This is a genomic window from Bradyrhizobium sp. STM 3557 (genome assembly GCF_045571465.1).
Taxonomy (GTDB): Bacteria; Pseudomonadota; Alphaproteobacteria; order Rhizobiales; family Xanthobacteraceae; genus Bradyrhizobium.
Genome location: NZ_CP120697.1, coordinates 1229104 through 1255303 on the forward strand (window position 1 = coordinate 1229104; position 26200 = coordinate 1255303).

Sequence of the window (26200 nt, forward strand, 5' to 3'; positions counted from 1 at the left end):
TTCCCTAGCTTCGTATAGATATTCTCTATCGGGAAGAAAAGGAAAGTGGAGGACGACCTGCGGTCGACCCCAACCAGCCATGTTTCCCCGGCGGAACCGACTCGTCTGCCGCCGCCATTCACGCTCGTCCGCTTGCGCGAGAGTGGAGACGCCTTTGCCCACGCTTGCCGCATTGCACCCGAAAGCGGCGCCGGGACGTTGGTTTATGTCGGACGGTTCGACCTTGCCGAATTTGCCGTGGTGCTCGAGCCGGACGAGCCCTTGAGCACAGCGCGGCGCGCGTTCTACGCCGGCATGGTTGCGCTCACGGATGCTCTTCGCGCCTATGCGCCGCCGAACAAGGTCATCACGATCGACTGGCCAGACGCAATCAGGATCGACGGCGGGCTGGTCGGTGGCGGGCGGATGGGATGGCCGTCGTCGGCAAATGAGGACGAGCCGACTGCATGGCTCGTGTTCGGCGCCATGATCCGAACCGTCGCGATGACTGATCCGGGCGCCGGGGTTCATCCGCTCGCGTCTGCGCTGGACGAGGAGGGTTTCGGCGAAGCGGGGGCGGTGCAGGTGACCGAGAGCTTTGCGCGATACCTGATGCGGGCGATCGATGGCTGGCGGGTCGATGGCTTTGACAGCGTCGCGCGCGACTACCTCGGCCGCTTAGCCCGCGCGAGGCAAAGGCTCCTGCGGATCGACGATCGCGGCGATCTCCTCACCCGGCGCCTCGGCGCCGATACGACCGAGCGGAACGGGCTAGTGAAGGCACTCGCCGCGCCTTCCTGGCTCGACCCGACGATCGGAGGGCCGCGGCTGTGAAACTGCTGCGCAGCATCGCGCTGGATCGCTCGGACAACTTTGTGTTCGACGAGCCGGCCGTCTCAGGCGAATGGGTCGTCTCCGGGGCCTTTCGCTTCTGCGGTCGCGATCCGGCAAAACTGAGCGGAAAGGCGCGCGCGGCTTTCCGCAGCGGCTTCCTCGGCGTGCAATCCTGGGGCTGGTCGACACTGGCGCAGATTGTCCCGGCGAAGCCGGACGATTGTCAGGGGCTGATCGAATTGCTGACCCAGCAGCTTGTCGATCGTTTCGGCGCGCCGGACCTGCCGACTGCGCGGACGGCCGCGGAAGAGGAAGTCGCCTTCGTGCGATCGCTCTGTGCTCACCCGATCAGTTCGCTCATTGCCGTCCACCGCTCGGCGAGCGACGGCGACATCCGCGAGGTCTTCCGCAGGCTGCAACTGCGCGAAGGGCAGGGACATGGCAAGGCATTCTCGTTCATGGAAGTGGAGGAGCAAGACGAGCCAGACGGTGATCTCCACCTTGCCGAAATCAGCCAGGAGCCGCGACAGCGATGAAGGATTTCTGGATCGCGTGCGGCCACCATCTGCTCGATCGCGACGAGGACGGCCGGCTCAGCGTCACCGACGAGTTCCTGAAGGCCTATTTCGCCCGTCCCGAGCTGATGCCGCCGGAGGATGCCTGCGCGGTCGAACGAAGGTTGCACCGCGAGCTGCTCGCCAACCCGCGCAAGCCGGTCAGCGCGGGCACGGTCGCCGCGATCGCCGATGCGGATGCTCGCGACAACTGGCGCTTCGTGCTCGCCTTTCGCGATCTCCTTGCGCGACATCCGACGCTTGAAGCGGCCTATCTGGCAATCATCCGGTCACGCACCAACGATTTGCCGCCGCTATTCGTCAATCAGCTCGTGCATGTGATCCTGCGCAACGCGCTCGACGGTTGCCACGACCCGTTCGTGCTGCGGGCGGCCGAACTGTTTTTTCGCCCGCAGCGCATCATGCCGCATGAGCACGCCTTACTGCTCGGCGATGAAGAGGTGGTCGGTGGGCAGACTACGACCCCGGTGCTCTCATTGATGTCGATGTTGGGGACTATGACCGACGCTCGGCTGGATGTGCTGAGCGAGGCGAACGCCGGGGAGTATTGGCGACGCAGCGACCATTTCGACATGGCGTTCGACTTTACCGCAGGCGGCCGCGGGCGAGCTGCGCTGGCGCAGGCCATGGCGCGCTGGATTTCCCATCTGCTCGGAATCGACGTTGCCATTGAGCCGTTGCGCGAGCTGCATGATGCGCAGCTCACTTGGTATGTCGGGCTCGATGCCGACGGCAGCGCGCTCGGCGACCGTCTTTGGTATGGCGAACGTCTCGACGAATGCAGAGCCGGCCAGGTGCTCGCGTTGTTCCGCCTGACGTTTGTAGACGTGGGCGCGGCGATAGAGACTGTGCAAGGCGGGCCGGTCTATCTTATCCTTGCGATGACGTCCGATCAGAAGCTGCGGATGAAGCCGCAAAATTTGCTGACGGGGCTGCCGATCAAGCATCTGGAGATGATGACGTGAACGCCGCCGCCCCGCCGCTCGTCCGCATCCCCGTCGGCATCGTGGTCGAACGGTGCAAGGCGGGATCGCAATGGGCTGACTTCGTCTGGCGCGCTGTCGCCGTGCTGCCGGACGAGCCGGAGACAAAACCCTGGACCGTGCTTCGCGAGGAGCACGGCGCCACCCTGTTCTATGCAGGCAGTGCCACAGTCGATCTCTATCTCTCCGAGACCGCGCGCTATCGCGACAATCTCGCCTCCGGGAGTCCAGGCATCTGGATCGTGTTGTCCCCAGCGGAAGGTGCCTGGCCCTATTCGGTGACGGCCGCGACCGCCGATCCCGCGGAAGGGGAGGCCTTTACAGAAGCCGCCGGCAATCTCGTCGAGGCGGTGGCCATGCCGGAGACGCTGCACCAGGCGATTGAAAGTTTCGTCGCTGAGCACCACGTCGAACGGGAGTTCTTCAAACGCACGCGGCGGCCGGCCAATCCGGAGGCGCTGGCGCGCCGCCAGCATGAAGGCGGGCATGAATGAGTGAGGACAAGTTCCTGAGACGCTGGTCTCGCCGCAAGCAGGAGGCAAAAGCGAGCGCCACGCCGCCGGAGACGGTAACACACGAGGACGTGCGATCTGCACCGCCGCCCGCCGTCAGGAACAAGGATGTCGAATTCGACCTGTCGGACCTGCCACCACTCGACTCGATAACGTCCGCGACCGACATCAAGGCATTCCTGCACAAAGGAATTCCGCAGGAGCTGATGCGTGCTGCGCTTCGTCGCGCCTGGAGCGCCGATCCTGCCATTCGCGACTTCGTCGGGCTCGCGGAGAACGCCTGGGACTTCAACGATCCGACCGCGATGCCGGGTTTCGGCCCGCTCGATTGTTCCGCCGGAGAGCTGGCCGAGCTGGTTGATCGGATCGTCGGTGGCTTGGGCAAGACGGCTCAATCCCTGCCGGATCTGACCGTCGAATCCGAGGATTCTTCACGAGAACTGCATCAGGAGGAAGTTGCCGAAATCGCGTGCGCGGTCGAGGGGACCGCTGTGTCCGCTCCTGTTGCAGCGCAACCGGTGGCGACAGACCACGCAGGAGTTCAGGACACCCAGAAAAAAGAAACCGTTCCCATGCGGCGACGCGGCATGCATGGTGGCGCGCTGCCATTTTAGATGCTCATAGCGTTCGGCTATGCCAGCGTTGACCATCCGCGAAGCGAGGATTACGCTTCGCATTCTTAGAAAAAAGCAAAATCAAGCACCTGGGACTTGGATGGGAGGTCCACGTGCGGGACGAGGGTCTGCATCGCGCCATTGACGCTGCCGGCGGCGTTGCCCAGCTTGCGCGCAAAATCGGCATCAGCCAGCCCTCCGTTTCGAATTGGAGCAAGGTACCCGCACAACGGGTGATTGAGGTCGAAGCGGCGACCGGCGTATCGCGCAGCAAATTGCGGCCTGATCTCTACAGTGACCTGCCGTTGTCCGCGGAACCGGTGGATCCCATCGACGCGGCGCGTGCGCAGGAATATTTGCTGCTGGCCTCGCTTCTGTCCGCAGCGCCATCAAGAAAGCTGCTCGATCAACTGGCTGCATTGACCGGGGATGTGACGCCGCTCGGGCGGGCGCATGCTGCGCTGGCCGCGGCTGCGGCTGGCGCAATCGCAGCGAAGGTCGAACGCGAATATTTCGATCTGTTCGTTGGTGTCGGTCGTGGTGAGTTCTTGCCCTATGCGTCCTACTATCTGACCGGTTTTCTCAACGAGCGGCCGCTGTCGCGCCTGCGCGCCGATCTCGCGACACTCGGGATCGAGCGTGTTGCGAACAATTCGGAGCCCGAGGATCACGCGGCCGTCCTCTGCGAGATCATGGCAGGTTTTGCCGGGGGCCGTTTCGAGGCGTCGTCCGACGCGCAGCGCACCTTTTTCGAGAAACACGTCGCTCCCTGGATGGGACGCCTGTTCACCGACATCGAGGATGCAGAGAGCGCCAGCTTCTATCGTGCGGTCGGCGCGCTCGGCCGTACCTTTATCGAGATCGAGAGGGAAGCATTCACATTCGCCAACTGACCGGCCCGCGCGGGTCGAGGAGAAATGCGATGAGTGAAGACGGGAAGGCCAGAGTCGGACGCCGCGACTTCCTGCGCAGGGTCGGCGCCGGCACGGTGGGCGTCGGCGCGACGCTCGCGACACCGCTGGTCGGGTCAGCGGTGGCCGACAGCGAGACCAACGATGAGAAGCGCAAGGCGCGCTACAGGGAATCTGATCACGTCAAAGCCTATTACCGCGTCAATCGTTATCCCGCTAACGGAGGCTGACTGTGCTGATCAAGCGAACAGACCGGCATTCGCCACGCCACGGCTCCGTTGCCGTCGCCCTCGCAACTCAGGCAGGTGGTCTCGATCGCCGCAGCTTTCTGCGCAAATCTGGCCTTGCCGGCGGTGCGCTCGCCGCCCTCGGCACCATGCCGCTCGGTAGCGTGCGCAAGGCGGAAGCGGCGATGGCCGGACCGCTGACCGCGGGCGCGACCGTTCGCAAGAGCATCTGCACGCATTGCTCCGTCGGATGCACGGTGACGGCGGAGGTCTTGAATGGGGTCTGGATCGGCCAGGAGCCGAGTTGGGATTCCCCGATCAATCGCGGTTCGCATTGTGCCAAGGGCGCCTCCGTGCGCGAGCTCGTGCATAGCGACCGGCGGCTGCGCTACCCGATGAAGCTCGTAGGGGGGCAGTGGACGCGTGTCTCCTGGGATAGCGCGATCAACGAGATCGGCGACAAGCTTCTCGCCGTGCGTGAGAAGTCGGGGCCCGATTCCGTCTATTGGCTCGGCTCGGCCAAGATGACCAATGAAGGCGCCTATCTGTTCCGCAAGTTAGGGGCGTTCTGGGGAACGAACAACACCGATCACCAGGCACGCATCTGCCATTCAACGACCGTCACCGGCGTCGCCAATACCTGGGGCTACGGCGCGATGACCAACAGCTACAACGACATCCGGAATGCCAAGACCCAGGTCGTGTTGGGCGGCAATCCGGCCGAGGCGCATCCAGTGTCGTTGCAGCATCTGCTCGAGGGCAAGGAGCTGCAAAAGGCCAACTTCATCGTCATCGATCCGCGTCTGACGCGCACGGCCGCACATGCGACCGAATATGTGCGCATGCGCCCGGGCACCGACATCCCGGTGCTCTATGGAATGATGTGGCACATTCTCCAGAACGGCTGGGAGGACAAGGAGTTCATTCGGCAGCGCGTCTACGGGTTCGACGATGTCAGGAAGGAAGTGGAGAAGTGGCCTCCGGAAGAAGTCGAGCGCGTCACCGGCATTCCGGGCGAGCAGCTCAAGCGTGTCGCCAAGATGTTTGCCACCGAGAAGCCGGCGACACTGATCTGGGCCATGGGCCAGACGCAGAAAACGGTCGGTACCGCCAACGTGCGGGCCAGCTGCATCGCGTTGCTGATGACGGGCAATGTCGGTGGAGAGGGCAAGGGAGCCAACATTTTCCGCGGCCACGACAACGTGCAGGGCGCGACCGATGTCGGGCTCGATATCGTCACGCTGCCGTTCTACTACGGCCTCGCCGAAGGCGCCTGGAAACACTGGTCGCGGGTTTGGGAGGTCGACTACGAGTTCCTGAAGTCGCGCTTCGAATCCAAGCAGATCATGGAAGCCCCAGGCATCCCGCTGACCCGCTGGTTTGACGCCGTGACCTTGCCGAAGGAACAGGTCGGGCAGAAGGACAATGTGCGGGCGGTGTTCGTGCAGGGACACGCCTCCAACAGCATCACGCGCATTCCCGAATCGCTGAACGGCCTCAAGGGCCTCGAACTGCTCGTCATTGCCGACCCGCATCCGACCACCTGGGCCTCGCTCGCCGTCGAGGCGGGACGCAAGGAGGGGGTCTACATTCTCCCCGTCGCCACGCAGTTCGAGTGCAAGGGTTCGCGCGTCGCCTCGAACCGCTCGATCCAGTGGGGCGAGCAGATCGTGAAGCCGGTCTTCGAATCGAAGGACGACCTCGAGGTCATCTATCTCATGGCGAAGAAATTCGGCTTCGCCGACCAGATGTTCAAGAACATCAAGGTCGAGAACAATTTGCCCGAGGCAGAGGATGTCTTGCGCGAGATGAACCGCGGCAGCTGGTCCACGGGGTATTGCGGGCAATCGCCAGAGCGCCTCAAGGCGCATATGAAGAATCAGGCGAAGTTTGACGTGCTGACGATGCGGGCGCCCAAGGACGATCCCGAGGTCGGTGGCGACTATTACGGCTTGCCCTGGCCATGTTGGGGATCACCGGAGGTCAAGCATCCCGGTACGCCGCTGCTCTACAATACCAATTTGCATGTGATGGACGGCGGCGGCACGTTCCGGCCGCGCTTCGGCATCGAGCGCGAGGAGAAGCTGGCGGACGGCACGACGCGGAAAGTGAGCCTGCTCGCCGATGGCTCGTACTCGAAGGGGTCTGCGATCGAGGACGGCTATCCGGAATTCACGCTGGCGGTGCTGAAGAAGCTTGGCTGGGACACCGACCTCACCGAATCCGAAATGGCCGTCATCAACGGAATCAATCCGGCCAATCCGGACACGGTGTCCTGGTCTCTCGATCTTTCCGGCGGTATCCAGCGCGTCGCGTTGAAACACGGTTGTGTCCCTTACGGCAACGGCAAGGCGCGCATGAATGCGTTCGGCTTACCCGATCCCATTCCGGTTCACCGCGAGCCGATCTACACGCCGCGCGTGGACCTGGTCGCCAAATATCCGACGCTGCCTGATGCCAAGCAATTCCGCGTACCCAATATCGGCTTCTCGGTGCAAAAGGCGGCCGTAGAACGGGGAATCGCCAAGCAGTTTCCGCTTATCCTGTCGTCCGGCCGCCTGGTCGAATACGAGGGCGGCGGCGAGGAGACGCGGACCAATCCCTGGCTCGCCGAATTGCAGCAGGACATGTTCATCGAGATCAATCCTGCCGATGCCGCCGAGCGCGGCGTCAAGGACGGCGGCTGGGTCTGGGTCACGGGTGCCGAGAGCAATTCCAGGGCGCGGATGAAGGCGCTCGTCACTGAGCGTGTCGGCAAGGGCGTGGCCTGGATGCCGTTCCATTTCGGCGGTTGGCTCGCAGGCAAGGATCTTCGGGGCAACTACCCCAAGGGCACTGATCCGATCGTGCTCGGCGAGAGCGCCAACACGATCACCACCTACGGATACGATCCCGCGACGAACATGCAGGAGACGAAGGTCACCCTCTGCCAGATCGCGGCGGCATAAAGGAGCAACGACGATGGCACGTATGAAGTTTCTCTGCGACGCCGACCGTTGCATCGAGTGTAACGCCTGCGTGACGGCCTGCAAGAACGAGCACGAGGTGCCGTGGGGCATAAACCGGCGCCGCGTCGTCACCCTCCAGGATGGCAAGCCGGGCGAACGTTCGGTGTCGATGGCCTGCATGCACTGCACCGATGCGCCGTGCGCTGCGGTTTGCCCGGTGAACTGCTTCTACACCACCGCCGACGGCGTGGTGCTTCACTCCAAGGACCTCTGCATCGGCTGCGGCTACTGCTTCTACGCTTGCCCGTTCGGCGCGCCGCAATATCCGAAGGTCGGCAATTTCGGCTCGCGCGGCAAGATGGACAAATGCACCTATTGCGCCGGAGGGCCGGAGGCCGACGGCAGCAGGGAGGAATACGAGAAATATGGCGCGAACCGGCTTGCCGAAGGCAAGCTGCCGCTCTGTGCCGAGATGTGCTCGACCAAATCACTGCTTGCCGGAGACGGGGAGATCATAGCTCAAATCTACAAAGAGCGCGTGATGAAGCGCGGCTACGGCTCGGGCGCATGGGGCTGGGCGACGGCCTATCACGAGACGATCGAGTCCTGAGTGGGATGTCGACAGGGGCGCGCATGACCAGGGAGGAGTTATGAGCTCATCTGCAAGGATCATTCACCTGGTTATCGGCGCATCCGCCTTGCTCTTCTTGATCACGGCGGCGCCGACCCCGACGAGCGCTCAACAGGTCAATCCGACAGCAAGCTCGGTCACCGAGCGGCAGTTGCTCCAGGAGATGGACCGGATCCAGGGCCGCGTCAGCATTCCCGACCAACGCTCCAGCGTGCTCATGCAACCGGCGGGACGCGACTGGCGCGAATTCCGCAATGTAACGCTGCGCTGGACCGGTGGCATCGCCATCCTCGGCATGACCGCGCTGCTCGTGATTTTCTATTTGACGCGTGGCATGGTCCGCCTGGAGAGCGGACGATCAGGGCGCACCATTGTGCGCTTTAACATGTTCGAACGCTTCGTACACTGGATGACCGCAACCTGCTTCATCATTCTGGCGCTCTCCGGACTGAACATCACCTTCGGACGGCCGCTGCTGCTGCCGCTGCTCGGATTCGAGACGTTTTCGGAATGGTCGCAATGGGCCAAGTATGCGCATAATTATTTGAGCTTCCCATTCACGATTGGGGTCGTGCTGATCTTTCTGATGTGGATCGGCGGCAACATCCCAAACAAGCTGGATGTGGAGTGGATCAAGCGGGGAGGCGGCCTGATCGGGCATGATCACCCGCCGGCCCGTCGCTTCAACGCAGGCCAGAAGGGGATCTACTGGATCGTCGTGATCGGAGGCGGTCTTGTCGCTGCGAGCGGCTATTTCCTCATGTTCCCGTTCTATGTCACGGGGATCGAGGGCATGCAGATGGCCCAGATGGTTCACGCCATCGTCGCGGTGCTGTTCATCGCGGCGATGCTGGCGCACACCTATATCGGCACGATCGGTATGGAAGGCGCATTCGAGGCAATGGGGTCAGGCGAGGTCGACGTCAATTGGGCGCGCGAGCATCACAGCCTTTGGCTCGACGACGAAATGGCGCGCACCGGTCCGAACGACAGCCAGCGGCAGCCGCACCACGCCGCCTCCGCAGCAGAGTAGCGGCGGGAGAGCTGCCGTTGGCCGCTCCCTAGAGACGTACGCCTGTTGTCGCAAAGGCCTGTGCGACAGGCTCCTGGATCCTGCTCAGCACCGCAGCCCAGGCGGCCGCGATCACGATAGCCGCCACGCAAGCAAGCAAGAATGCTTTCATCCGAATCCTCCGCATTTGGCCATGGTGCACGCGGGCCCTGCTGCAGTTCGCGTGCGAACCCCGCACACCACAGGAGAGGTGACGCTCTGCGGACGGCCATGGCGCCGACCACCGGCGCTGATCAGTGGAAACGATATCCTCGAAGGGGTGGAGACGGTAAGTCGAAAACGACACGACGCTTACCGAAACTTCAGAACGTCAGTCACGTCGAACAAGGCCTCGGGGTCGTGGATGTGACAGCAACATTGACCGATGAGCCGCAGCAATGACCAGTTCTTGGAGACTCTAACCGGCAATCCGACCGTTATGAGCGGGAGAACAAAAATCTGCTTCATTGATTTTGCCGGACTTTCGCTTGAAATCGAGCGCGTTCGTGCAGCTTTGTTCAGATCGTTTCTGGTACGAAACTGGTGCAGTAGAAACGTCGCTAGGCGTATTCGCTTCCCTGCGATTTCCCTCGGTCGGGCCTGGCTCATGCTGATTTCTTGCGATATTCGGCCGGCGTGAGGTTCATGTGTCGGCGAAAGACCCGGTTGAGATGGCTCTGATCCGAAAACCCGCTCAGCAACGCAATTTCCTTTAGCGCCAGGCGATCCTTGCGAAGATGCTGACACGCGCGTTCCACCTTGCGGTTCAAGACGTAGGCATGCGGCCGCATGCCGTAGTGGACATGAAATTTGCGCGCAAACTGAACCGGTGTGCAGTTGCAGATGTTGGCCAATTCCTCGAGCGTGATGTTCCTGGATATGTTCTGCTCGATATAGTCCTCGATCAATCTTGCGTGGGCCGGTCTGAAACGTCCCTGCGAGCAGGGCATTTTGAAGCGCACAGAGGCATACTTTCGTAAGATGTGTACGCTGGCCTGAAGCGCCAGCGCGTCGTAGCAGAGGCGTCCACCCGGAACTCCCGCGGCAACCTCCTGAACCATTTGGTCGCTGATCCAGGTCAGGACCGGATCATCGATCCTGAGCAGGTCGTGGAGCTCGACGCCTTCCGCATCGCGGTCGAACGCCTCGCTGGCGGTCTTCGCCATCAGTGTCGGGGAGATGTAGAAATGGCTGACTTCGATGTCGTGGCTCCAGCGCCAGTTCGAAGCCTCCGCGCGCGTCAGAAGGGTTGTGACACCACGGCCCACATGATCCTGCTTCCAGGCGCCGGTCAGGCGGCGGTTCATCGACGTCGTGCCTTCGCGATAAGTGACGATCAGGAAGTTTTCGGATGGCGGCACCCAGATGTCGGATGGCGCATAGCGGAATACCCGCAGCCGAAAGTCGGCCTTCCCCACCGCCGAACTGTCCAGCATCAATTGGCCGGGAGCGTAACGTGGCAGCTCCTCGACCGTGATGAATTGGCCCATCGCGCGAGCCTCCCTCCCTGGATTTTGTAGCGCGGTTGACCGCCTCTGCTTCTCATTGGCCGAATGGCAGAGGGGCAGCATAAGCCGGTTTTATCATTTGCCAAGCGAGCCGTGCTGAGACCATGCCGCGCCTTGCGATGCCCGTGACTTCGTTCAAAGGATTGTCGATTCTGTTCAAGCCCCGAACTACGACGGTCTCGTAGCCTCCTCTACGTCCCAACCAGGAGAACGAACGGCGGAACGGCCGCGGGCCAAGTGAACGCGTCCGATCGCACTGCCGGGACCAACAATGACGCGATGCACCACCGTCCGATGACACGACGGACGGGGAAGGCCGCGCGCACCCGGAAACACAAGAGGAGGGAAAAATGACGGAAGCCGCGACCAAGTCCAATGGAAGCAATGGTGCGCACGCGACGGCAAAATTCGACGCGGTGGTTGTCGGAGCCGGCGTCGCCGGGCTCTATCAACTGTACCGCCTGCGCGAGCAGGGATTGAACGTCAGGGCTATCGACGCGGCGTCAGGCGTCGGTGGTACCTGGTACTGGAATCGCTATCCGGGCGCGCGCTTCGATTCGGAAAGCTATATCTATCAGTACCTTTTCTCCGAGGAGCTCTACAAGGGATGGAGCTGGAGCGAGAAATTCCCCGGCCAACCGGAAATCGAACGTTGGCTGAACTACGTGGCTGATCGCCTGGATCTCCGCAAGGACATCCAGTTCGGCACTGTCGTGAAGAGCGCGCACTTCAACGAGGCAACGCAACGCTGGCTGGTTACGACCGACCAAGGCGACGTGATCGACACCCAGTTCCTGGTCACCTGCTGCGGCATGCTCTCGGCGCCTCACGTATCGTTCCCGGGACAGGAGACATTCGAGGGGCAGCTGTTTCACACCGCGCGCTGGCCCAAGCAGCCGGTCGACTTCGCTGGCAAGCGCGTCGGCGTCATCGGCAACGGCGCAACCGGCATCCAAGTCATCCAGACCATCGCGGGCGAGGTCGGTCACCTGAAGGTGTTCATCCGCACGCCGCAATACATCATCCCGATGAAGAATCCCAAGTACGGCGCGGCGGAGGCGGAATCCTACAAGTCGAAGTTCAAGCGTTTCGCGGAGCGATTGCCGCACACCTTTACCGGATTTGAATACGACTTCGAGCACAGCTGGGCCGGTCTGACGCGAGAGCAGCGGCACGAGGTGATCGAGGATTGCTGGAACGATGGCTCCCTGAAACTGTGGATATCGTCCTTCGCCGAGCTGTTCTTTGAAGAGGATGTCAATGCCGAGATCTCCGAATTTGTACGCGAGAAGATGCGTGAACGGCTTAAGGATCCAAAGCTGTGCGAGCAGCTCATTCCCTCCGGATACGGGTTCGGGACGCACCGGGTCCCGCTCGAGCAGAACTTCCTCGAAGCCTTCCATCGTCCCAATGTCGAGATTGTCGGCGTCAAGAACAATCCGATCGATTGCGTCACGCCCACGGGCATCAAGACCGCCGACGGCACGCTCCATGACCTCGACATCATCATTCTGGCAACCGGATTCGACGCCGGAACTGGTGCGCTGACGCGGATCGATATCAGGGGCCGCGGCGGGCGATCATTGAAGGATGACTGGAGCAAGGATATCCGCACCACGATGGGCCTGCAGGTTCACGGCTATCCGAATCTTTTTACGACCGCGGTGCCGCTCGCTCCCTCGGCCGCGCTCTGCAACATGACCACGTGCCTGCAGCAGCAGGTCGAATGGATCGACGATTGCATCGCCTACATGCGTCGAAAGAGCTTCAAGGTCGTCGAACCGACAAAGGAGGCGGAGGATGGATGGGTAGTCCATCACGATGAGATCGCCAATGCGACGCTGATTGCAAAAACCCATTCCTGGTATCTGGGCTCGAACGTCGAGGGTAAGCCACGCCGTGTGTTGTCCTACTGCGGTGGTGTCGGCGCTTATCGTCAGAAGTGTGACGAGGTCGCGGCCAACGACTACCAGGGGTTTGCCATGCACTGAGCGAAGCGTCGCGTCGACGAAATCATTCCAATAAGGAGGGAGGAAGATCATGAGCACGAACTTCAGTGCAGCGGCAGACGCCGTTCTCGACGATGTCGTTACATCCACTCCGCGCGTGCCCGGCGTGGTCGCGATGGTGACGGACCGCCACCGCAACGTCTACGAAGGTGCGTTCGGCAAGCGCCATCTTGATCAGCCGGCCGACATGACGATGGACAGCATCTTTGCCATCTTCTCCACGACCAAGGCGATCACCGGTACCGCCGTGCTGCAACTCGTCGAGGAGGGCAAGCTTGATCTCGACGCACCGGCCAAGCGCTATGCGCCCGAGATCAGCAAGCTCCAGGTCATCGAAGGCTTTGACGCCAAGGGCGAGCCGATCCTGCGGCCGCCGAAGCGCGACATCACGACGCGCATGCTGATGACACACACCGCCGGGCTGAGCTACGATTTCATTAACCACATCTATAATCGGCTGGCGCAGGAAAAGGGTCAACCCAGCGTGATCACTGCGACCAAGGCCTGCCTGATGACGCCGCTGCTGTTCGATCCGGGCGAGCGGTGGGATTACGGGACCAATCTCGACTGGTGCGGCCAGATCGTCGAGACCATCACGGACCGCCGGCTCGGCGAGGTGTTCAAGGCGCGCATCTTCGAACCGCTCGGCGTCAAGGACATGACTTTCGAGTTGACCGATGCGATGCGCAAGCGGCTGGCCGGGATCCACGCGCGAAATGCCGACGGCTCGTTGACGCCAATGGATTTCGAGCTCCCCGCCAAGCCCGAAGTGCACATGGGCGGCCACGGCCTTTACGGCACCGTCGGCGACTATATGCGCTTTATCCGCATGTGGCTGAACGATGGTGTGGGCGAGCACGGCCGTGTGCTGAAGGCCGAGACCGTGCGCATGGCAGAAAGGAACCATCTGGGCGACAACAAGGTGACGCCCATCACGGGTGTCATCCCCGCGCTGTGCAATGACGCGGAATTCTTCCCAGGTCAGTCGAAATCTTGGGGGCTGACCTTCATGATCAACGACGAGGAGGCGCCTACGGGACGTCCGGCCGGTGCGCTGGGCTGGGCCGGACTTGCTAACCTGTTCTACTGGATCGATCGACGAAACGGATACGGCGGGTTCTGGGCCACCCAGATTCTTCCCTTCGGCGATCTAGCATCGTTTATCGGTTACATGAATTTTGAGACCGCGTTCTACGAGAGCCTGAGGCAGCGAAAGGCGGGCTAGATTTTTATGGATCGAGATCGCAACTCTCGCACAGCGCGACCTGTTTCCTTGAGGCCGGTCTCCAACTGCGACCGTCCGACAATGTCCAGTCGGGCGTATCCGCATGATGTCACGGCTAATGAAGGATACGACCCATTCCAACCTCTCATGCTGTGAGACCAGGCCGCGCTTCCTACCCGACCAGGGCCTCCGTGCTTCAATCGCAGGTTCGGTGGACGAAGAAAAGGCATTTCTGGTGCGGCGATCTGGCCAAACAGAGGTCTAATCACCGACCGATTTGCTGGTCAGCCCGGCATGACTCGAACCCGAAACCCGACCGTTATGGACGGCGGATTATCGGGCGGCTTCGTTGATCCTGCTTCGTTTGCGTTCGGCGGCGTTCGTTGCATTGGGGCCGCGTCGTTTATGGTGCTAAACTGATGCAGTAGCCTGGAGTGCTTGGCGAACTGCAGCCTGACGCCGTGCCGCGTTCGACACAGTTGTAGCTCGCAACACGGTCTCTGGTCGCTAACGATGAGATGCGATATCCGAATTCGCCAAGCGCCACCCCCGAGTGTCACCCGATCGTGAAAAAACTAACAAAAAGGTCATTTGAGTTGGCGTGACGTCGGAACTGATACTCAGGGTTGTCGCTCGTGCTTTACGAGCGTTTGGAAATTTTCCTGTTCCAGAAGCGCTGCCAGCTCCGAATGGAGATGGCCCGAGAATCCGCATGTCGTTCGACCTGCGCGGGGATCTTCGCGCCACGAAACTGGAGGAAATCATGGACGCAATGAGTCCGGATCACCACCATGGTCATCACCACCATCGTCACCACCACGATCACGATCACGAAAACCAGGAGGTCGCCATCACGCAGACCAATCTGGTCGCGGATAGCTCGCAGACGCCAGGCGTCACGCCGACAACGACAATCGATCCAAACCTCATCAATCCCTGGGGCATTGCCGAAAGCCCGACCGGGCTTTTCTGGGTCTCGGACAACGGCAAGGGCGTGACGACAATCTATAATGCTGCCGGAATGCCGGCCGGGCCTCAGCTTGTAACGGTCGCAGGAATTGCCGGAGAAGACCATTCCGCCCCCACCGGACAGGTGTTCAATGCGGGAAGCGGTTTCGACGTCACCAGTGGCGGCAAGACTGACTCGTCGAAGTTCATCTTCGCATCGGAGGACGGCACCATATCCGGCTGGAGCCCGAACGTAGATCCCAAAAACTCGGTCATTGCCGTCGATCATTCGAGCCAGGGCGCCGTTTACAAGGGGCTCGCGATCGGCACTAACGACGACGGTACGTTCCTTTTTGCGGCGAACTTCAACAGTGGGAAGGTCGAAGTCTACGACAAGAACTTCACGCAGGTGAACAGCTTCACCGACAAGCATCTGCCGCAGGGCTACGCGCCCTTCAATGTCCAGGTTCTTGATGGACATTTGTTCGTGACATTCGCGTTGCAGGACGCGGCCAAGCACGACGACGTCGCCGGTGCGGGCCACGGCTTCGTGGACGAGTTCGACCTCGAAGGGCACTTGCTCCAAAGGGTGGCATCGCGCGGGCCGCTCGATTCACCGTGGGGGCTTGCAATCGCACCTACGTCCTTTGGAGAGCTGAGCGGCGATCTACTGGTCGGAAATTTCGGTGACGGCACCATCAATGCCTTCAATCTGAAGAGCGATCACTTTGACGGCAAGTTGCTCGACGCTGCCGGCGCTCCAATCACCATTGGTGATCTCTGGGCTCTGGTTCCCGGCAATGGCAGTGGCAACAGTGACCCCAACAAGATCTATTTTTCGGCCGGTGTGCAGGACGAAGCTCAGGGTCTGTTTGGCTCGTTGTCGGCGACCCCCGAGCCGGATCGATCCGCAATGTCGATGCCGGGCTCGCATCCGCACGGCTGATGGCGGTGCCACGACTGAGGGATGGCGTTCGGCTTTTCGTTCTGCTGCACGGAGTTCTTCGCACATGCGGAGCTCCGTATCGGCGGCGCTGCAGGGCCGAATTCCTAGAATGCAAAGGAGTGCTAGTCTGAGGAGGACCGCTCGTGGAGATAATGGGCGGGCAGTCTTTCGGGTTGGACATCGATAGTCGGTCGCGAATATCCGCAGCCAGTCCCGGAGACGGGCATGCGGCGGGGAATGGCGCGGCCTGCCCTAGTGTGGGCGGCCACGAGAGCCACGCGCGCCTAGAGGCCGTGATCAACGCGGCTCGATTCCATGGCATGACGCTCGATCCGCGCGAGCTCCCCTGCATCGACAGTAAACAAGTGCCCTCCGCTGCTGCGCTCTCCGCTTGGCTGCAGAACGCCGGCATGTGGGCGCGCGCGGCACGGCTGCGGTGGCGCCAACTGATGCGGTTGCATGACGCCGGGCCGGTGGTGCTGCTGTTCACGGACGGCGGTGCCGGGTTGCTGGTCGGTGCGAATGCCGAGCAGAATATCGTCGTCCTCAAGGACCCCCGCGCGGCTGCAGGCGGGCGCACAATTGCCGTGGATAAGCTGCGGTTGGAGCAGGTCTGGTCGGGCGAGGCGATCCTGCTGCGCGCCGCGCGTGGTCAGCCGGAGGCCGAAAAGCCATTTGGTCTGAGCTGGCTCGCGGGCCTAGTGCTGCAGGAGAAGCGATCACTGCGCGATGTGGGGCTAGCGTCGCTGACATTGAGCTTTCTGACGATCTTTCCGCCATTGCTGGTCATGAGCGTGGTCGACAAGGTCCTTACCCACAATAGCTACTCGACGCTTGCGCTGCTCGCGGTACTGCTCGCGACTGCGGCCGTGTTCGAGGTCCTTCTCGGCTATGCCCGCCGGCTGATCGTTCTCGTCGTCGGCACGCGCCTCGATGCAAAACTGAACCTGCATGTCTTCAATCGCGTGTTGCGGCTTCCGCTCGACTATTTCGAGCGGCATCCCGCCGGCGAAACGATGCACAAGATCGTGCAAGTCTACAAGATACGCGAATTCCTCACCGGCAAGCTGCTGAGTACGTTTCTCGATTTGACGACGCTCGTCGTGTTGCTGCCGTTTTTGTTCCTTCTCAACGCCATCCTGGCCTGGATGGTCCTGGCCTGCGCGGCGTCGATCATGTTGGTCATCCTCTCTTTCCTGAAGCCGCTGCGCCAGGTGTTCGCCAAGGTAGTTCGCGCCGAGACCGACAAGGCCTCGGCGCTGGGCGAGACCATTTTCGGGATCAAGACGATCAAATCACTCGCCCTGGAACGGCAACGCAGCGCGCTATGGGACGCGCGCGTCGCCGATGCCGCGAGGTGGCGCCTTGCCTTCGGCAAGTTGACGAATTGGCCACAGACGATAGTTGCCCCGATCGAGCGTTTCATGTCCATCGGTATCGTGTTGGTGGGGGCTTACATGGCTCTGGCCGACAACAGCGGTTATGCGGTCGGTGCGCTGTTCGCCTTCATGATGCTCAGCATGCGTGTGGCCCAGCCGCTCGCCGGGCTCGCACGTCTGATAGAGGATTACCAAAGCATCGCAGCTGCTATCGGTGAAGCAGCCTCGGTTCTGAATCGTCCGCCGGAGTCCGAGCCTGCCTTTGGCGGGCTCCTGCCGCGGTTCGCTGGCGCCATCTCATTCGAGGATGTCAGCTTCACCTATGAGGGAACGACGATTCCCGCGCTTGACCGCGTTACCTTCGAGGTCCCGCCCGGCATAAGGCTTGGTATCGTCGGGCGTAGCGGATCCGGCAAATCGACCCTGACACGGCTGCTGCAGGGCATCAACCGCGACTACACCGGCTTTCTGAAGATCGACGGCAACGACGTGCGCGATATCAACCTGCGTCATCTGCGCCAGAACTTTGGCGTGGTGCTCCAGGAAAACTTTCTGTTCCGTGGCTCGATACGCGACAACATCATCGCTGGTCGGCCGGGGCTGACGCTGGACGACGCCGTGCTCGCCGCGCGCCTTGCCGGCGCCGAAGAGTTCATCGAGCGCATGCCGAACGGCTATGAGACCCTGATCGAGGAAGGCTCGCCGAATGTCTCAGGCGGGCAACGGCAGCGGCTGGCGATTGCGCGGGCACTGATCAGCGATCCGCGGATCCTGGTCCTGGATGAAGCGACCAGCGCGCTCGATCCGGAGAGCGAGGCGCTGCTGAACGCAAATCTGATTCGCATTGCACACGGCCGGACGATGGTGATCGTGTCGCATCGCCTTTCATCATTGATCGACTGTGATCAGATCCTGGTTCTGGAAAGGGGCAGGGCGGTTGATATCGCGCCGCATCGCGTGCTCCTCGAACGCTGCACCATCTACCGTCAGCTCTGGATGCAGCAGAACCGCCATCTCGAAGACCAAGGGCTACGTCATGCCGCTCTTGCTCACGCGCCATTCCGGTGCAACTCGTCTCACGAGCCGATCGGATGATTTGACGCTTCCGATGGTCTTGGAATTCCAGTCGCCGACCACGGCAGTCATTGCGGCTCCCGTGCCCCGCGCGGCGCGCGGCACTATCTGGATGATCGGTGGCATGTTTGCCGCGTGCGTAGCGGCGATGTGGCTGATCCCGATCGACAGGGTTGTCACCGCGCACGGAAAGGTGGTCTCCCGGGCACCGATGCTGGTCGTGCAGCCTCTGGAAACGTCGATCGTCCGCTCGATTGATGTGACGGAAGGGCAAAGCGTTCACGCGGGCGACGTGCTTGCCCGGCTGGATCCGACGTTTGCCAGCGCTGATGTCGGCGCGCTGCAGGCACAAGTCTCGAGCTTGCAAGCCGAGGTGGCGCGCATGCAGGCGGAGGTGGAGCAGCAGCCCTTCCAATATTCGGGCACTGACCAGCCGATGTTGCTTCAGGCTGGCATCTACGCGCAGCGTGAGGCGGAACGGAAGTCCAAGCTGGAATTCTATCGTCAGAAGATCGATGCGCTGGCATCTACCGCGGCGCGGTCAACTGCGGACGCCAGAGTTTTCCGCGAGCGGCTGGTCGTTGCGCAAGCCGTGGAGACCATGCGCAAGAAACTCGAGGCATTGCAGGTCGGAAGTCAGCTCAACGCCTTGATTGCGACTGACAGCCGGCTCGAGATCGAGCGCAGCCTGTCCACAGCACTCAATACAGGGGAGAGCGCGAAGGCAGAGCTTGCCGCGATGATTGCGGAGCGTGACGCCTATGTTCAAAACTGGCATGGCCAGATCGGCCAAGCGCTGTCGGAAGCAGCTCGAAAGTTGAGTGACGCGCGTGAGTCGCTGAACGAGGCGCTCTTGCGGCGCGAGTTGATCGAAATGCGCGCTGACCGGAATGCCACGGTGCTGACGATTGCCAAGGTGTCCGAGGGTTCCGTGCTGCAAACGGGCGAGCAGCTGATCACGCTTGTACCCGACGACGCGCCGCTTGAGATCGAGGCGGATATCGCCGGACGCGATCACGGCTTCGTTCATACGGGAGCCCCGGTAGCTATCAAGTTCGACACCTTTCCGTCGACACAGTACGGATTGGCGCATGGAATGGTGCGCACTGTCAGCGCCGACAGCTTTGCCGCGCAGGACAGCACGAAAGCCCGCACCGGCGCGAGTCCTGTAAACCCGGCCGGCGCCGAGCCCTTCTACCGTTCGCGCATCACCCTCGACCGATTGATGCTGCACGACGTGCCGCCTGGCTTTCACGTCATGCCCGGCATGCCGGTTGCCGCCGACATCAAGGTCGGCAAGCGCACCGTTATGGCTTATCTGCTTGGCCGGATTCTACCAGTGATGTCGGAAGGGATGCGCGAACCGTGAGATGCACCGATGAAGGGACCGCGGGCCGCAAATGCGCAGCTACGAGACGAGCGCGTCTTCTCGATCGTGTCGTCGGCCTGCTGTCGGCATCGGCAGCATTGCGACGCGCAATCCGCCTGAACAAGCAGTCTCAGACAACACGGGCCTTTGCGCTGTTCGCCCGTGCCGCCGATGCCGGCAACGCAGAGGCCGCATACCGGGTCGGGCGCTGCTATCTGGAAGGTTCAGGCGTCCCGCTCAGCGTCACCGAGAGCGCGCGCTGGCTCACGCGCGCCGCGGCTCAGGAACATGTCGAGGCCCAGTGGTTGCTCGCGGCACTGCACGTTCACGGGGTTGGTGCCGGAGCGGACCCGCAAGCCTTTGCAGGCGAGTCCACGTCCACAAATCTGTTCTCAGCGAGCCAAGCGCTGGCCCCCGACTTTGTCGCGGCGGAGAAATGGGCGCGGCGGGCAGCCGAGCGCGGCTCCGCGGACGGACAGGCCGTGCTTGCCTACATCCTGAGCTCTGGCCCGGAATCGATGCGCAACCCGGAGGAGGCGCATGCGTGGTATCAGCGCGCCGCCGAGGCCGGTTGTCCTCAGGGCGCGCTCGGATACGCGCAGTCGCTGGCTCGATCAGTCACGGATGAGGAAGGGCGGCGCAGGGTTGTCGAAAATCTCCGTCGTGCTGCACAGGCCGGATTGGCACCAGCGATTCATCTGCTTGGCGTGATGACGGAGCATGGATGTGGAACGGAGCGAGATCCCGCGGCTGCGGCCGAGCTCTACCGGCAAGCGGCTGCCAAGAACAATCGTTCGGGCCAGGCAAACTGGGGACGCGTGCTGATGCAAGGGCTTGGAGTCGAACCAAATCCGACAGAAGGTGAGTCGTGGCTCCGCAGGGCGGCATTGGCCGGCGATCCGGATGCGGCGGCGCTTGTCGGCGACCTCTACGCCAAGCGAGGGGCGCTGCCGCCCAATCATGCAGAAGCGGCGATCTGGTTTCGCCGTGCGGCAGAAGCCGGCCACCAGATCGCGGCGCGGGCGCTCGGCCTGCTTTATTTGACTGGCGTTGGGGTGGCGCGCGACCCGAAAGAGGCGGCGAGCTGGTTGCGCATCGCCGCTGATGCCGGTGATTCGGAGGCTCGGGTGGATCTCGCCAATCTTCTCTTGCGGGGTTTCGGCGATGGCCGCGCCGAAGACCTGACCGATGCGCGCCATTGGCTTGAGCAGGCGGCTACGGCCGGCAATCTGGTGGCAGCGCTCAACTACGGTCTCTGTCTGGCAGAAGGGGCCGGCGTTGAGCGCGATGAGCGGCAAGCGCTCCGGTATCTCCGTCGTGCTGCCGATGGGCTCGCGAACGCGCAATATTGGTATGGCCGCATGCTTGTCGACGGGCGTGGTACCGAGGCCAATGCCGAGGCAGGTCGTGCCTGGATCGCGCGCGCTGCCGCGGTCGGCATTGCGGATGCCGAGGCGGCTCTGGCGGAAATGATGGTGAATGGTCGCGGCGGACCGCGCGATCATCTCGCGGCGGCCGCGTTGTTCGAGAAGGCCGCCGTCAAGGGGCACGTTGGCGCGATGTACGCGCTGGGGGTGTTGAGCGGCGGTGGACATGACGTGCCGACGGACCCGCCTGCGGCGCAGCATTGGTTCCAGGCAGCCGCTGAGCGGGGCCATGCCGAAGCTCAAAAGATGCTGGGTCGATATTTAGCGCGAGGGCTGGCGGGCGAGCGCGATCTGGAATCAGCACGTCTGTGGCTGGGGCGTGCGTCAGCTCAAGGCCTGCCAGATGCGGGCCTTGATCTCGCATCGATTCAGTTCGTGCCGCCGACGCAACCATCTGAACGAATGCGCCGTCCTATCCATCTCGCAAAGCTCTGAAGCTGCTGTGAGCAGTCTGCGACCGGGATCGCGAAGCCCAAACCCTGCGATGGAGGTGATGTCATGCCGAACTGCATGCGTCGTGTTCTCGTCATCGAGGACGATTCGCAAACCGCCAATGAGCTTGGTCGTGGCTTGGGTTCGGCCGGCTATGACGTTACAATCGCAACCGACGGCGAGAAGGGCCTGCACTTTGGTCGCTCCGCCGAATATGTTGTGATGACCGTTGATCATGCCTTGCCGGGCGTCGATGGGATCGGAGTGATCCGGCGCCTCAGGCAATATGGGATCGGGACACCTGCGTTGATCATCAGCGCGCTTGGCGAAGTCGCCGATCGCGTGGACGGCTTGCGCGCAGGCGCTGACGACTACCTAGTGAAGCCGTTCGCCTTGGTGGAAATGCTGGCTCGTGTTGATGCGCTCTCCCGGCGTAGCACTTCGGTCTGGCAGGAAACAACGCTGCGGGTGGGGGATTTGGAAATGGACCTCGTGGCTCGAACCGCGTATCGGGCTGGCCGACAGATCGGCTTAAGGCCCCGCGAATTCAGGCTCCTGGCGTACCTTGCCCGCCACGCTGGTGAGGTCATGACGCGAAACCTGCTGCTGCAGCATGTATGGGGTCTGAATTTTGATCCTGCGACGAATCTGATTGATGTTTACGTGGGACGTCTGCGAAGGAAGATCGACAGCGAACAGGCCTATCCGCTCATTTGCACGGTGCGCGGTGTCGGATTTTGTATCCGGGCTCCTGCGTGAAGCCTGGCGGTTGGATATCGCGGTCATGGTCTAGGCGTCGAGCTTCTCCGGCCGCCATGTGCGATGACTCCGCCGAATATGCGATTGAAGTGCTGAGGTCGCGATGGGTCTCAAAGTGCAACGCTAGTTTGGCGATCCGTTGAGCACTTGGCGATGGGCGACCAAGTTGGGCTTCTGGCATGGTAAGTCTGAACGGTGCGGTTGCGCCCGCGTGGCCCGAAGGCAGCCCACGACAGCTATAAGCGTCTAGTCGATATCGCCTGCGCGCCGGCCGATCATGCGCAGATGGCAGCAGCCCTGGAAGCCGCTCCTGATCTGCTCCAGCGGTCGGAGGCTGCCGGGCTCAATAGCGAGCGTATCCCCGAAGAAACCTATCGTGATCCAAATGTTGTTGAGGTTAATCGCTTTATCTGGAACGGCGGGAGAGAGAGCGCTCCAGGCGGCCTATAGCGACGCCCGCCGGCGGAAGAAGGAGGATGACTTCAGGCACCAGATCGATGCCACGCTTGTCGCCCTGAATGGGGAGGTAAGCCGAAGGGCGTCCCTGAACTCCGCAATCAGCTGGAAGAGGCAACTTACGAAGGCGAACTCGTTATTGCGCCCTCGACCGGCGTGATCGATTCTGCGCCTCAGCTTGAAGCGGCCTTGTTCTATTCGCTGAAAGAAAATGCCATCGTCGGTCGCATTGCGATCGCAAATCGGAATGGGAATGGCAGTTTCCATTAGATGCCGGCGCATCTTGATGTTTGGCCGCCCCTATGACACCGGGCCGCCGACCTCCTGGCCGGCATTCCACCGGGTGAGGACCGATCGATGCGCGCAAAGCACGTTACCGACCATAAACTCAGGCAGGTGCGGCCTTCGGCGATATCCTTCTTCCATGCTATGCATTTGTTGGAATCGCCTTGGAGGATCCAGCGCAAGATCGATTTCTCCCGACGGGGCAGCCTCTCGCGTGCGCATCCACGCCGTCATAGCTTATAAGCACAATACGAGTCATCGGGCCGTTGAACTTGGTCCTCTCGTGTCAATCGTTGAGCGGCGACCGGGTCGGATTCTGCGGTGCGGTCCCTGGCTCTTGAGGTAATTTCAAAAGTCCGTGCTTTGAAGCGCTGTGCCGCAATGTTAACGGCTAATTCCCATCATCCAACCTGAAGGCGCGCCAAAGACCAGGTGATCGGTGCGTCGCAGGCGGTGGTGGGCGCTCGAGGGCCGCCGATCCGCACAGCAGGGTTGGTTTCATTGAATCGAGGATTGAACGCATCTTATGGCGGAGTAAGTGTTGGGCTCCTGGAGGGCAGCTCCGGCGTGCATGACAGTTAAAGTCTTGCGGATGGAGGGCAGCTCATGCGGTGTATCAATATTTTGATTGCTAACCGCTACCCCGTCGTTGAGCTGGGTCTACGAAGAGTGATCGGTAGGCTACGGGACTTCAAGGTTGTTGCGTGTTGCCACGACGGTGTGAGTTGCGTTGAGGCGCTCCGGAGGCTGCGGCCGGACGTCGCCATCATCGACATCTCCATGCCTGGACTGACTGGGTTGCAAATCCTCAGCATTGTTAGTTCTGAGGGGTGTCCCACGCGTGTGATCTTGTTCGCCAAGTGCTTAGGGGGGCGCGAGCTCGTCATGGCAGCTGAGGCCGGTGCGTATGGCGTCCTCGTCAACGATGTATCAGTCGAAGTTCTGGTGCAGTCCTTGCGCCAGGTTGCGAATGGCCAGAAACTGTTGTCATTACCGTCTTCTGACCAGCTATCCAGCGCAGTCGCGAAAAATGCGCCGATGTTACTGACAGAACGGGAGCGAGAGGTTATGCGTTTAGTTTCGCTAGGGCTGTCGAATAAGGAGATCGCGCGCCGACTGAAGCTTGCCGATGGAACTATCAAAGTTCATCTTCGCAAGATGTTTCATAAGCTTGCAATCAGTAATCGCACGGAACTTGCGGCGCTCGCCATTTCTCAAAATGAGAGCGCTACCCCGCCTGTAGAGGATCGAGCTGCCCGCGCCATCGCGCAACGACGAGGATAGTGGGTGCCGGCCGAGTCCCGGGCTTCTGCTCGCCTCGGCAGCGCCGGCTGCATTACCAGGATGACAAGCTCCACGTGTCATTGTTATTGATCTTGCCGCTGCTCCGCGCGCGCACTCTCGACGGCGTAGTGACAGAACGACGAAAAGTCGGTTCGATCTCGCATGAACGCCGGTGAGCAAGCTTCATAGGCTACACATCCGCGAACCGGCCCGAGACTGTTCGGTGGAGCGGCGATGTCTCGCGAATGGCGCATTGGTGCCTTCGCTGGTCGCCTGTCACCCGTGCCCCGAACGCCCCAACGCTTTCGGCTTACTTAGCCGCTCCAGCAATCGCAGGAGTTCTGCGAGCGAGGAGGTCGAGTTCGTGCGCAAGCGCGTCTTGCCAAGGCGGTAGAGCAATTCCGAACACCTTCGAGAGCCGTGCCTGTTCAAGACGCGAATTGCGCGGCCGGCGCGCGCGTGTCGGATATTCGCTGCTGGGAATAGGCACGATGCGCTCGACTCGCATCGTAACGCCGCGCGCCCTTAAGCCTTCCACAATCGCAACTGCGAATCCATGCCAGCTGGTCTCGCCACCGCAGGCCAGGTGAACGAGCCCCCCGCTAGCCGCGAGGCGAGAAGTCAGGTCAACCGGGCTGCCGGATAATATCGCACAGAGCGCCTCTGCGATAGCGCTGGCCGAGGTTGGGGCACCCACCTGGTCAGCTACGACTCGCAGTTCCGCGTGGTCGCCAGCAAGTCTCGCGATCGTGTGCATGAAGTTCGCGCCTCGGACGGCGTATACCCAGGATGTACGAATGATCAAGTGCGGACCGTCGGCTGCACGGACTGCCTCCTCTCCGCGGAGCTTACTCGCGCCGTACACGGACAGAGGCGCAGGCCGGTCGTCCTCACGCCATGGCTGCTCGCCGGAGCCGTCAAACACATAATCGGTCGATAGGTGGATCAGCGGTACCAGGTGTGCCGCCGCCCACGAAGCCATGCACCGGGGAGCCTCGGCGTTGACGCGGAACGCTAGAGCCTCTTCGTCCTCGGCGCGGTCGACGGCGGTGTAAGCCGCGGGATTGATGATCAGCTCTGGCGCAATGCGATCGAGCGCGACAGTGATCGTCTCGGGGGCCGATAGGTCAAGCTCGTGCCGTGAAGGTGCGATGACGGTGCCGATCGCCGACAGGGGACGCACCAGCGCGCCACCGATCTGCCCGCTGCTTCCAGTTAGCAGCGTGCGCAGCATGCCTCACCATAAATGGGCAGGCCGGCGACTTCGGCAAGAAGTGGGGCTGCCGCATCGCGTTCCGATAATTGGGGAGCCCTGATGCCCCAGTCGATTGCGAGAGCCGGATCATCCCATCGGATTACGATCTGGTCGGCAGGGCTGTAAGCCTCGTCGCACTTGTAGAAGAAATCAGCACTCTCGGAGAGCACGACGAAGCCATGCGCGAAGCCCCGCGGCACCCACAGCTGGCGGCGGTTAGCTTCCGAAAGCTCGACCGCGACATGGAGCCCGAATGTCGGGCTACCGCGTCGCACGTCGACGGCAACGTCGCGCACGCACCCCCTCATCACACTTACCAACTTCCCCTGAGCCTTGGGACTTTGAAGATGCAGGCCGCGTAGCACGCCGTAGCGAGAGCGTGACAGGTTGTCCTGAACAAACGGCTGCACAATTCCGAAATCGGCGTAGCGTCGCATCTGGAACGTCTCAAGAAAAAAGCCGCGCGCATCGCCGAACATGTCCGGTTCGATGATGATCACCGCGGGCAGTGCTGTCCGCACGATATTCATGCCCGACCCTCATTGCTGATCTGGCGCTTTGGACTCGATGTATCACGCA

23 protein-coding genes are annotated in these 26200 nt (G+C 61.7%); 18 read left to right on the forward strand and 5 right to left on the reverse strand.

Annotated elements, in window-relative coordinates:
- Positions 1-105: 105 nt before the first annotated feature.
- The 10 genes from P6U24_RS05560 (at position 106) to P6U24_RS05605 (ending at position 9247) form a co-directional block, all read left to right on the forward strand.
- Positions 106-813, forward strand: a complete 708-nt coding sequence (locus P6U24_RS05560) for a biotin/lipoate--protein ligase family protein (RefSeq protein WP_407160794.1) — start codon at positions 106-108, stop codon at positions 811-813.
- Positions 810-1349, forward strand: a complete 540-nt coding sequence (locus P6U24_RS05565; RefSeq protein WP_407158180.1) for a DUF6505 family protein — start codon at positions 810-812, stop codon at positions 1347-1349. The genes P6U24_RS05560 and P6U24_RS05565 overlap by 4 nt, the downstream gene beginning before the upstream one ends.
- Complete coding sequence (locus P6U24_RS05570; RefSeq protein ID WP_407158181.1) at positions 1346-2353, forward strand: DUF6352 family protein; 1008 nt, start codon at positions 1346-1348, stop codon at positions 2351-2353. The genes P6U24_RS05565 and P6U24_RS05570 overlap by 4 nt, the downstream gene beginning before the upstream one ends.
- Complete coding sequence (locus P6U24_RS05575; RefSeq protein WP_407158182.1) at positions 2350-2865, forward strand: DUF3305 domain-containing protein; 516 nt, start codon at positions 2350-2352, stop codon at positions 2863-2865. Before P6U24_RS05570 ends, P6U24_RS05575 begins: the two co-directional genes overlap by 4 nt.
- Positions 2862-3497 (forward strand): DUF3306 domain-containing protein, encoded by a 636-nt coding sequence (locus tag P6U24_RS05580; protein WP_407158183.1) that lies wholly within the window; start codon positions 2862-2864, stop codon positions 3495-3497. The genes P6U24_RS05575 and P6U24_RS05580 overlap by 4 nt, the downstream gene beginning before the upstream one ends.
- A 113-nt stretch (positions 3498-3610) precedes the next feature.
- The gene (locus P6U24_RS05585) at positions 3611-4390 is read left to right on the forward strand and encodes a Cro/CI family transcriptional regulator (protein WP_407158184.1); all 780 of its coding nucleotides are present in this window, start codon (positions 3611-3613) and stop codon (positions 4388-4390) included.
- Between the two features lie 29 nt (positions 4391-4419).
- Positions 4420-4638, forward strand: a complete 219-nt coding sequence (locus P6U24_RS05590; protein ID WP_407158185.1) for a twin-arginine translocation signal domain-containing protein — start codon at positions 4420-4422, stop codon at positions 4636-4638.
- A 2-nt stretch (positions 4639-4640) separates the two neighbouring features.
- A complete protein-coding gene (locus tag P6U24_RS05595) occupies positions 4641-7583 on the forward strand; it encodes a formate dehydrogenase subunit alpha (RefSeq protein WP_407158186.1) in 2943 nt (980 codons plus the stop codon).
- A 13-nt stretch (positions 7584-7596) separates the two neighbouring features.
- The gene (gene fdh3B, locus P6U24_RS05600) at positions 7597-8193 is read left to right on the forward strand and encodes a formate dehydrogenase FDH3 subunit beta (RefSeq protein WP_407158187.1); all 597 of its coding nucleotides are present in this window, start codon (positions 7597-7599) and stop codon (positions 8191-8193) included.
- A 40-nt stretch (positions 8194-8233) separates the two neighbouring features.
- Positions 8234-9247, forward strand: a complete 1014-nt coding sequence (locus tag P6U24_RS05605; protein ID WP_407158188.1) for a formate dehydrogenase subunit gamma — start codon at positions 8234-8236, stop codon at positions 9245-9247.
- Positions 9248-9275: 28 nt separating this feature from the next.
- Here the strand turns inward: P6U24_RS05605 and P6U24_RS05610 are convergent, their stop codons facing one another.
- Both P6U24_RS05610 and P6U24_RS05615 read right to left on the reverse strand, forming a co-directional pair.
- On the reverse strand, positions 9276-9398 hold the full coding sequence (locus P6U24_RS05610) for a hypothetical protein (protein ID WP_407158189.1): 123 nt from the start codon (positions 9396-9398) through the stop codon (positions 9276-9278).
- A gap of 472 nt (positions 9399-9870) precedes the next feature.
- Positions 9871-10755 carry a helix-turn-helix domain-containing protein gene (locus P6U24_RS05615; protein WP_407158190.1) on the reverse strand — a complete coding sequence of 295 codons (885 nt, stop codon included), beginning with the start codon at positions 10753-10755 and terminating at the stop codon, positions 9871-9873.
- A gap of 368 nt (positions 10756-11123) precedes the next feature.
- Here P6U24_RS05615 and P6U24_RS05620 point away from each other — a divergent pair, with 368 nt between their 5' ends.
- The 7 genes from P6U24_RS05620 to P6U24_RS05650 all read left to right on the forward strand — a co-directional run bounded on the left by P6U24_RS05620 (position 11124) and on the right by P6U24_RS05650 (position 22341).
- Positions 11124-12764, forward strand: a complete 1641-nt coding sequence (locus P6U24_RS05620) for a flavin-containing monooxygenase (RefSeq protein ID WP_407158191.1) — start codon at positions 11124-11126, stop codon at positions 12762-12764.
- A 49-nt stretch (positions 12765-12813) separates the two neighbouring features.
- Complete coding sequence (locus P6U24_RS05625; protein ID WP_407158192.1) at positions 12814-14007, forward strand: serine hydrolase domain-containing protein; 1194 nt, start codon at positions 12814-12816, stop codon at positions 14005-14007.
- Between the two features lie 712 nt (positions 14008-14719).
- Positions 14720-15901, forward strand: coding sequence for a TIGR03118 family protein (locus P6U24_RS05630; RefSeq protein WP_407158193.1), 1182 nt, complete (start codon positions 14720-14722; stop codon positions 15899-15901).
- Positions 15902-16221: 320 nt separating this feature from the next.
- A complete protein-coding gene (locus P6U24_RS05635; protein ID WP_407158194.1) occupies positions 16222-18375 on the forward strand; it encodes a peptidase domain-containing ABC transporter in 2154 nt (717 codons plus the stop codon).
- On the forward strand, positions 18317-19723 hold the full coding sequence (locus P6U24_RS05640) for an HlyD family type I secretion periplasmic adaptor subunit (RefSeq protein ID WP_407158195.1): 1407 nt from the start codon (positions 18317-18319) through the stop codon (positions 19721-19723). The genes P6U24_RS05635 and P6U24_RS05640 overlap by 59 nt, the downstream gene beginning before the upstream one ends.
- Positions 19720-21585 (forward strand): tetratricopeptide repeat protein, encoded by a 1866-nt coding sequence (locus tag P6U24_RS05645; RefSeq protein ID WP_407158196.1) that lies wholly within the window; start codon positions 19720-19722, stop codon positions 21583-21585. Before P6U24_RS05640 ends, P6U24_RS05645 begins: the two co-directional genes overlap by 4 nt.
- Positions 21586-21648: 63 nt before the next feature.
- The gene (locus P6U24_RS05650; protein ID WP_407158197.1) at positions 21649-22341 is read left to right on the forward strand and encodes a winged helix-turn-helix domain-containing protein; all 693 of its coding nucleotides are present in this window, start codon (positions 21649-21651) and stop codon (positions 22339-22341) included.
- A 722-nt stretch (positions 22342-23063) separates the two neighbouring features.
- On the opposite strand, the gene P6U24_RS05655 is transcribed toward P6U24_RS05650, so the two are convergent.
- On the reverse strand, positions 23064-23264 hold the full coding sequence (locus P6U24_RS05655; RefSeq protein WP_407158198.1) for a hypothetical protein: 201 nt from the start codon (positions 23262-23264) through the stop codon (positions 23064-23066).
- A gap of 424 nt (positions 23265-23688) precedes the next feature.
- Between P6U24_RS05655 and P6U24_RS05660 the strand changes: the two genes are divergently transcribed.
- A complete protein-coding gene (locus tag P6U24_RS05660; protein ID WP_407158199.1) occupies positions 23689-24366 on the forward strand; it encodes a LuxR C-terminal-related transcriptional regulator in 678 nt (225 codons plus the stop codon).
- 310 nt (positions 24367-24676) lie between these two features.
- On the opposite strand, the gene rfbD is transcribed toward P6U24_RS05660, so the two are convergent.
- Entirely contained in the window at positions 24677-25600 is a 924-nt protein-coding gene (rfbD, locus tag P6U24_RS05665) for a dTDP-4-dehydrorhamnose reductase (RefSeq protein ID WP_407158200.1), read from the reverse strand.
- Positions 25582-26151: a dTDP-4-dehydrorhamnose 3,5-epimerase gene (gene rfbC / locus P6U24_RS05670; RefSeq protein WP_407158201.1), complete on the reverse strand. Its 570-nt coding sequence runs from the start codon at positions 26149-26151 to the stop codon at positions 25582-25584. Before rfbC ends, rfbD begins: the two co-directional genes overlap by 19 nt.
- Between the last annotated feature and the right edge of the window lie 49 nt (positions 26152-26200).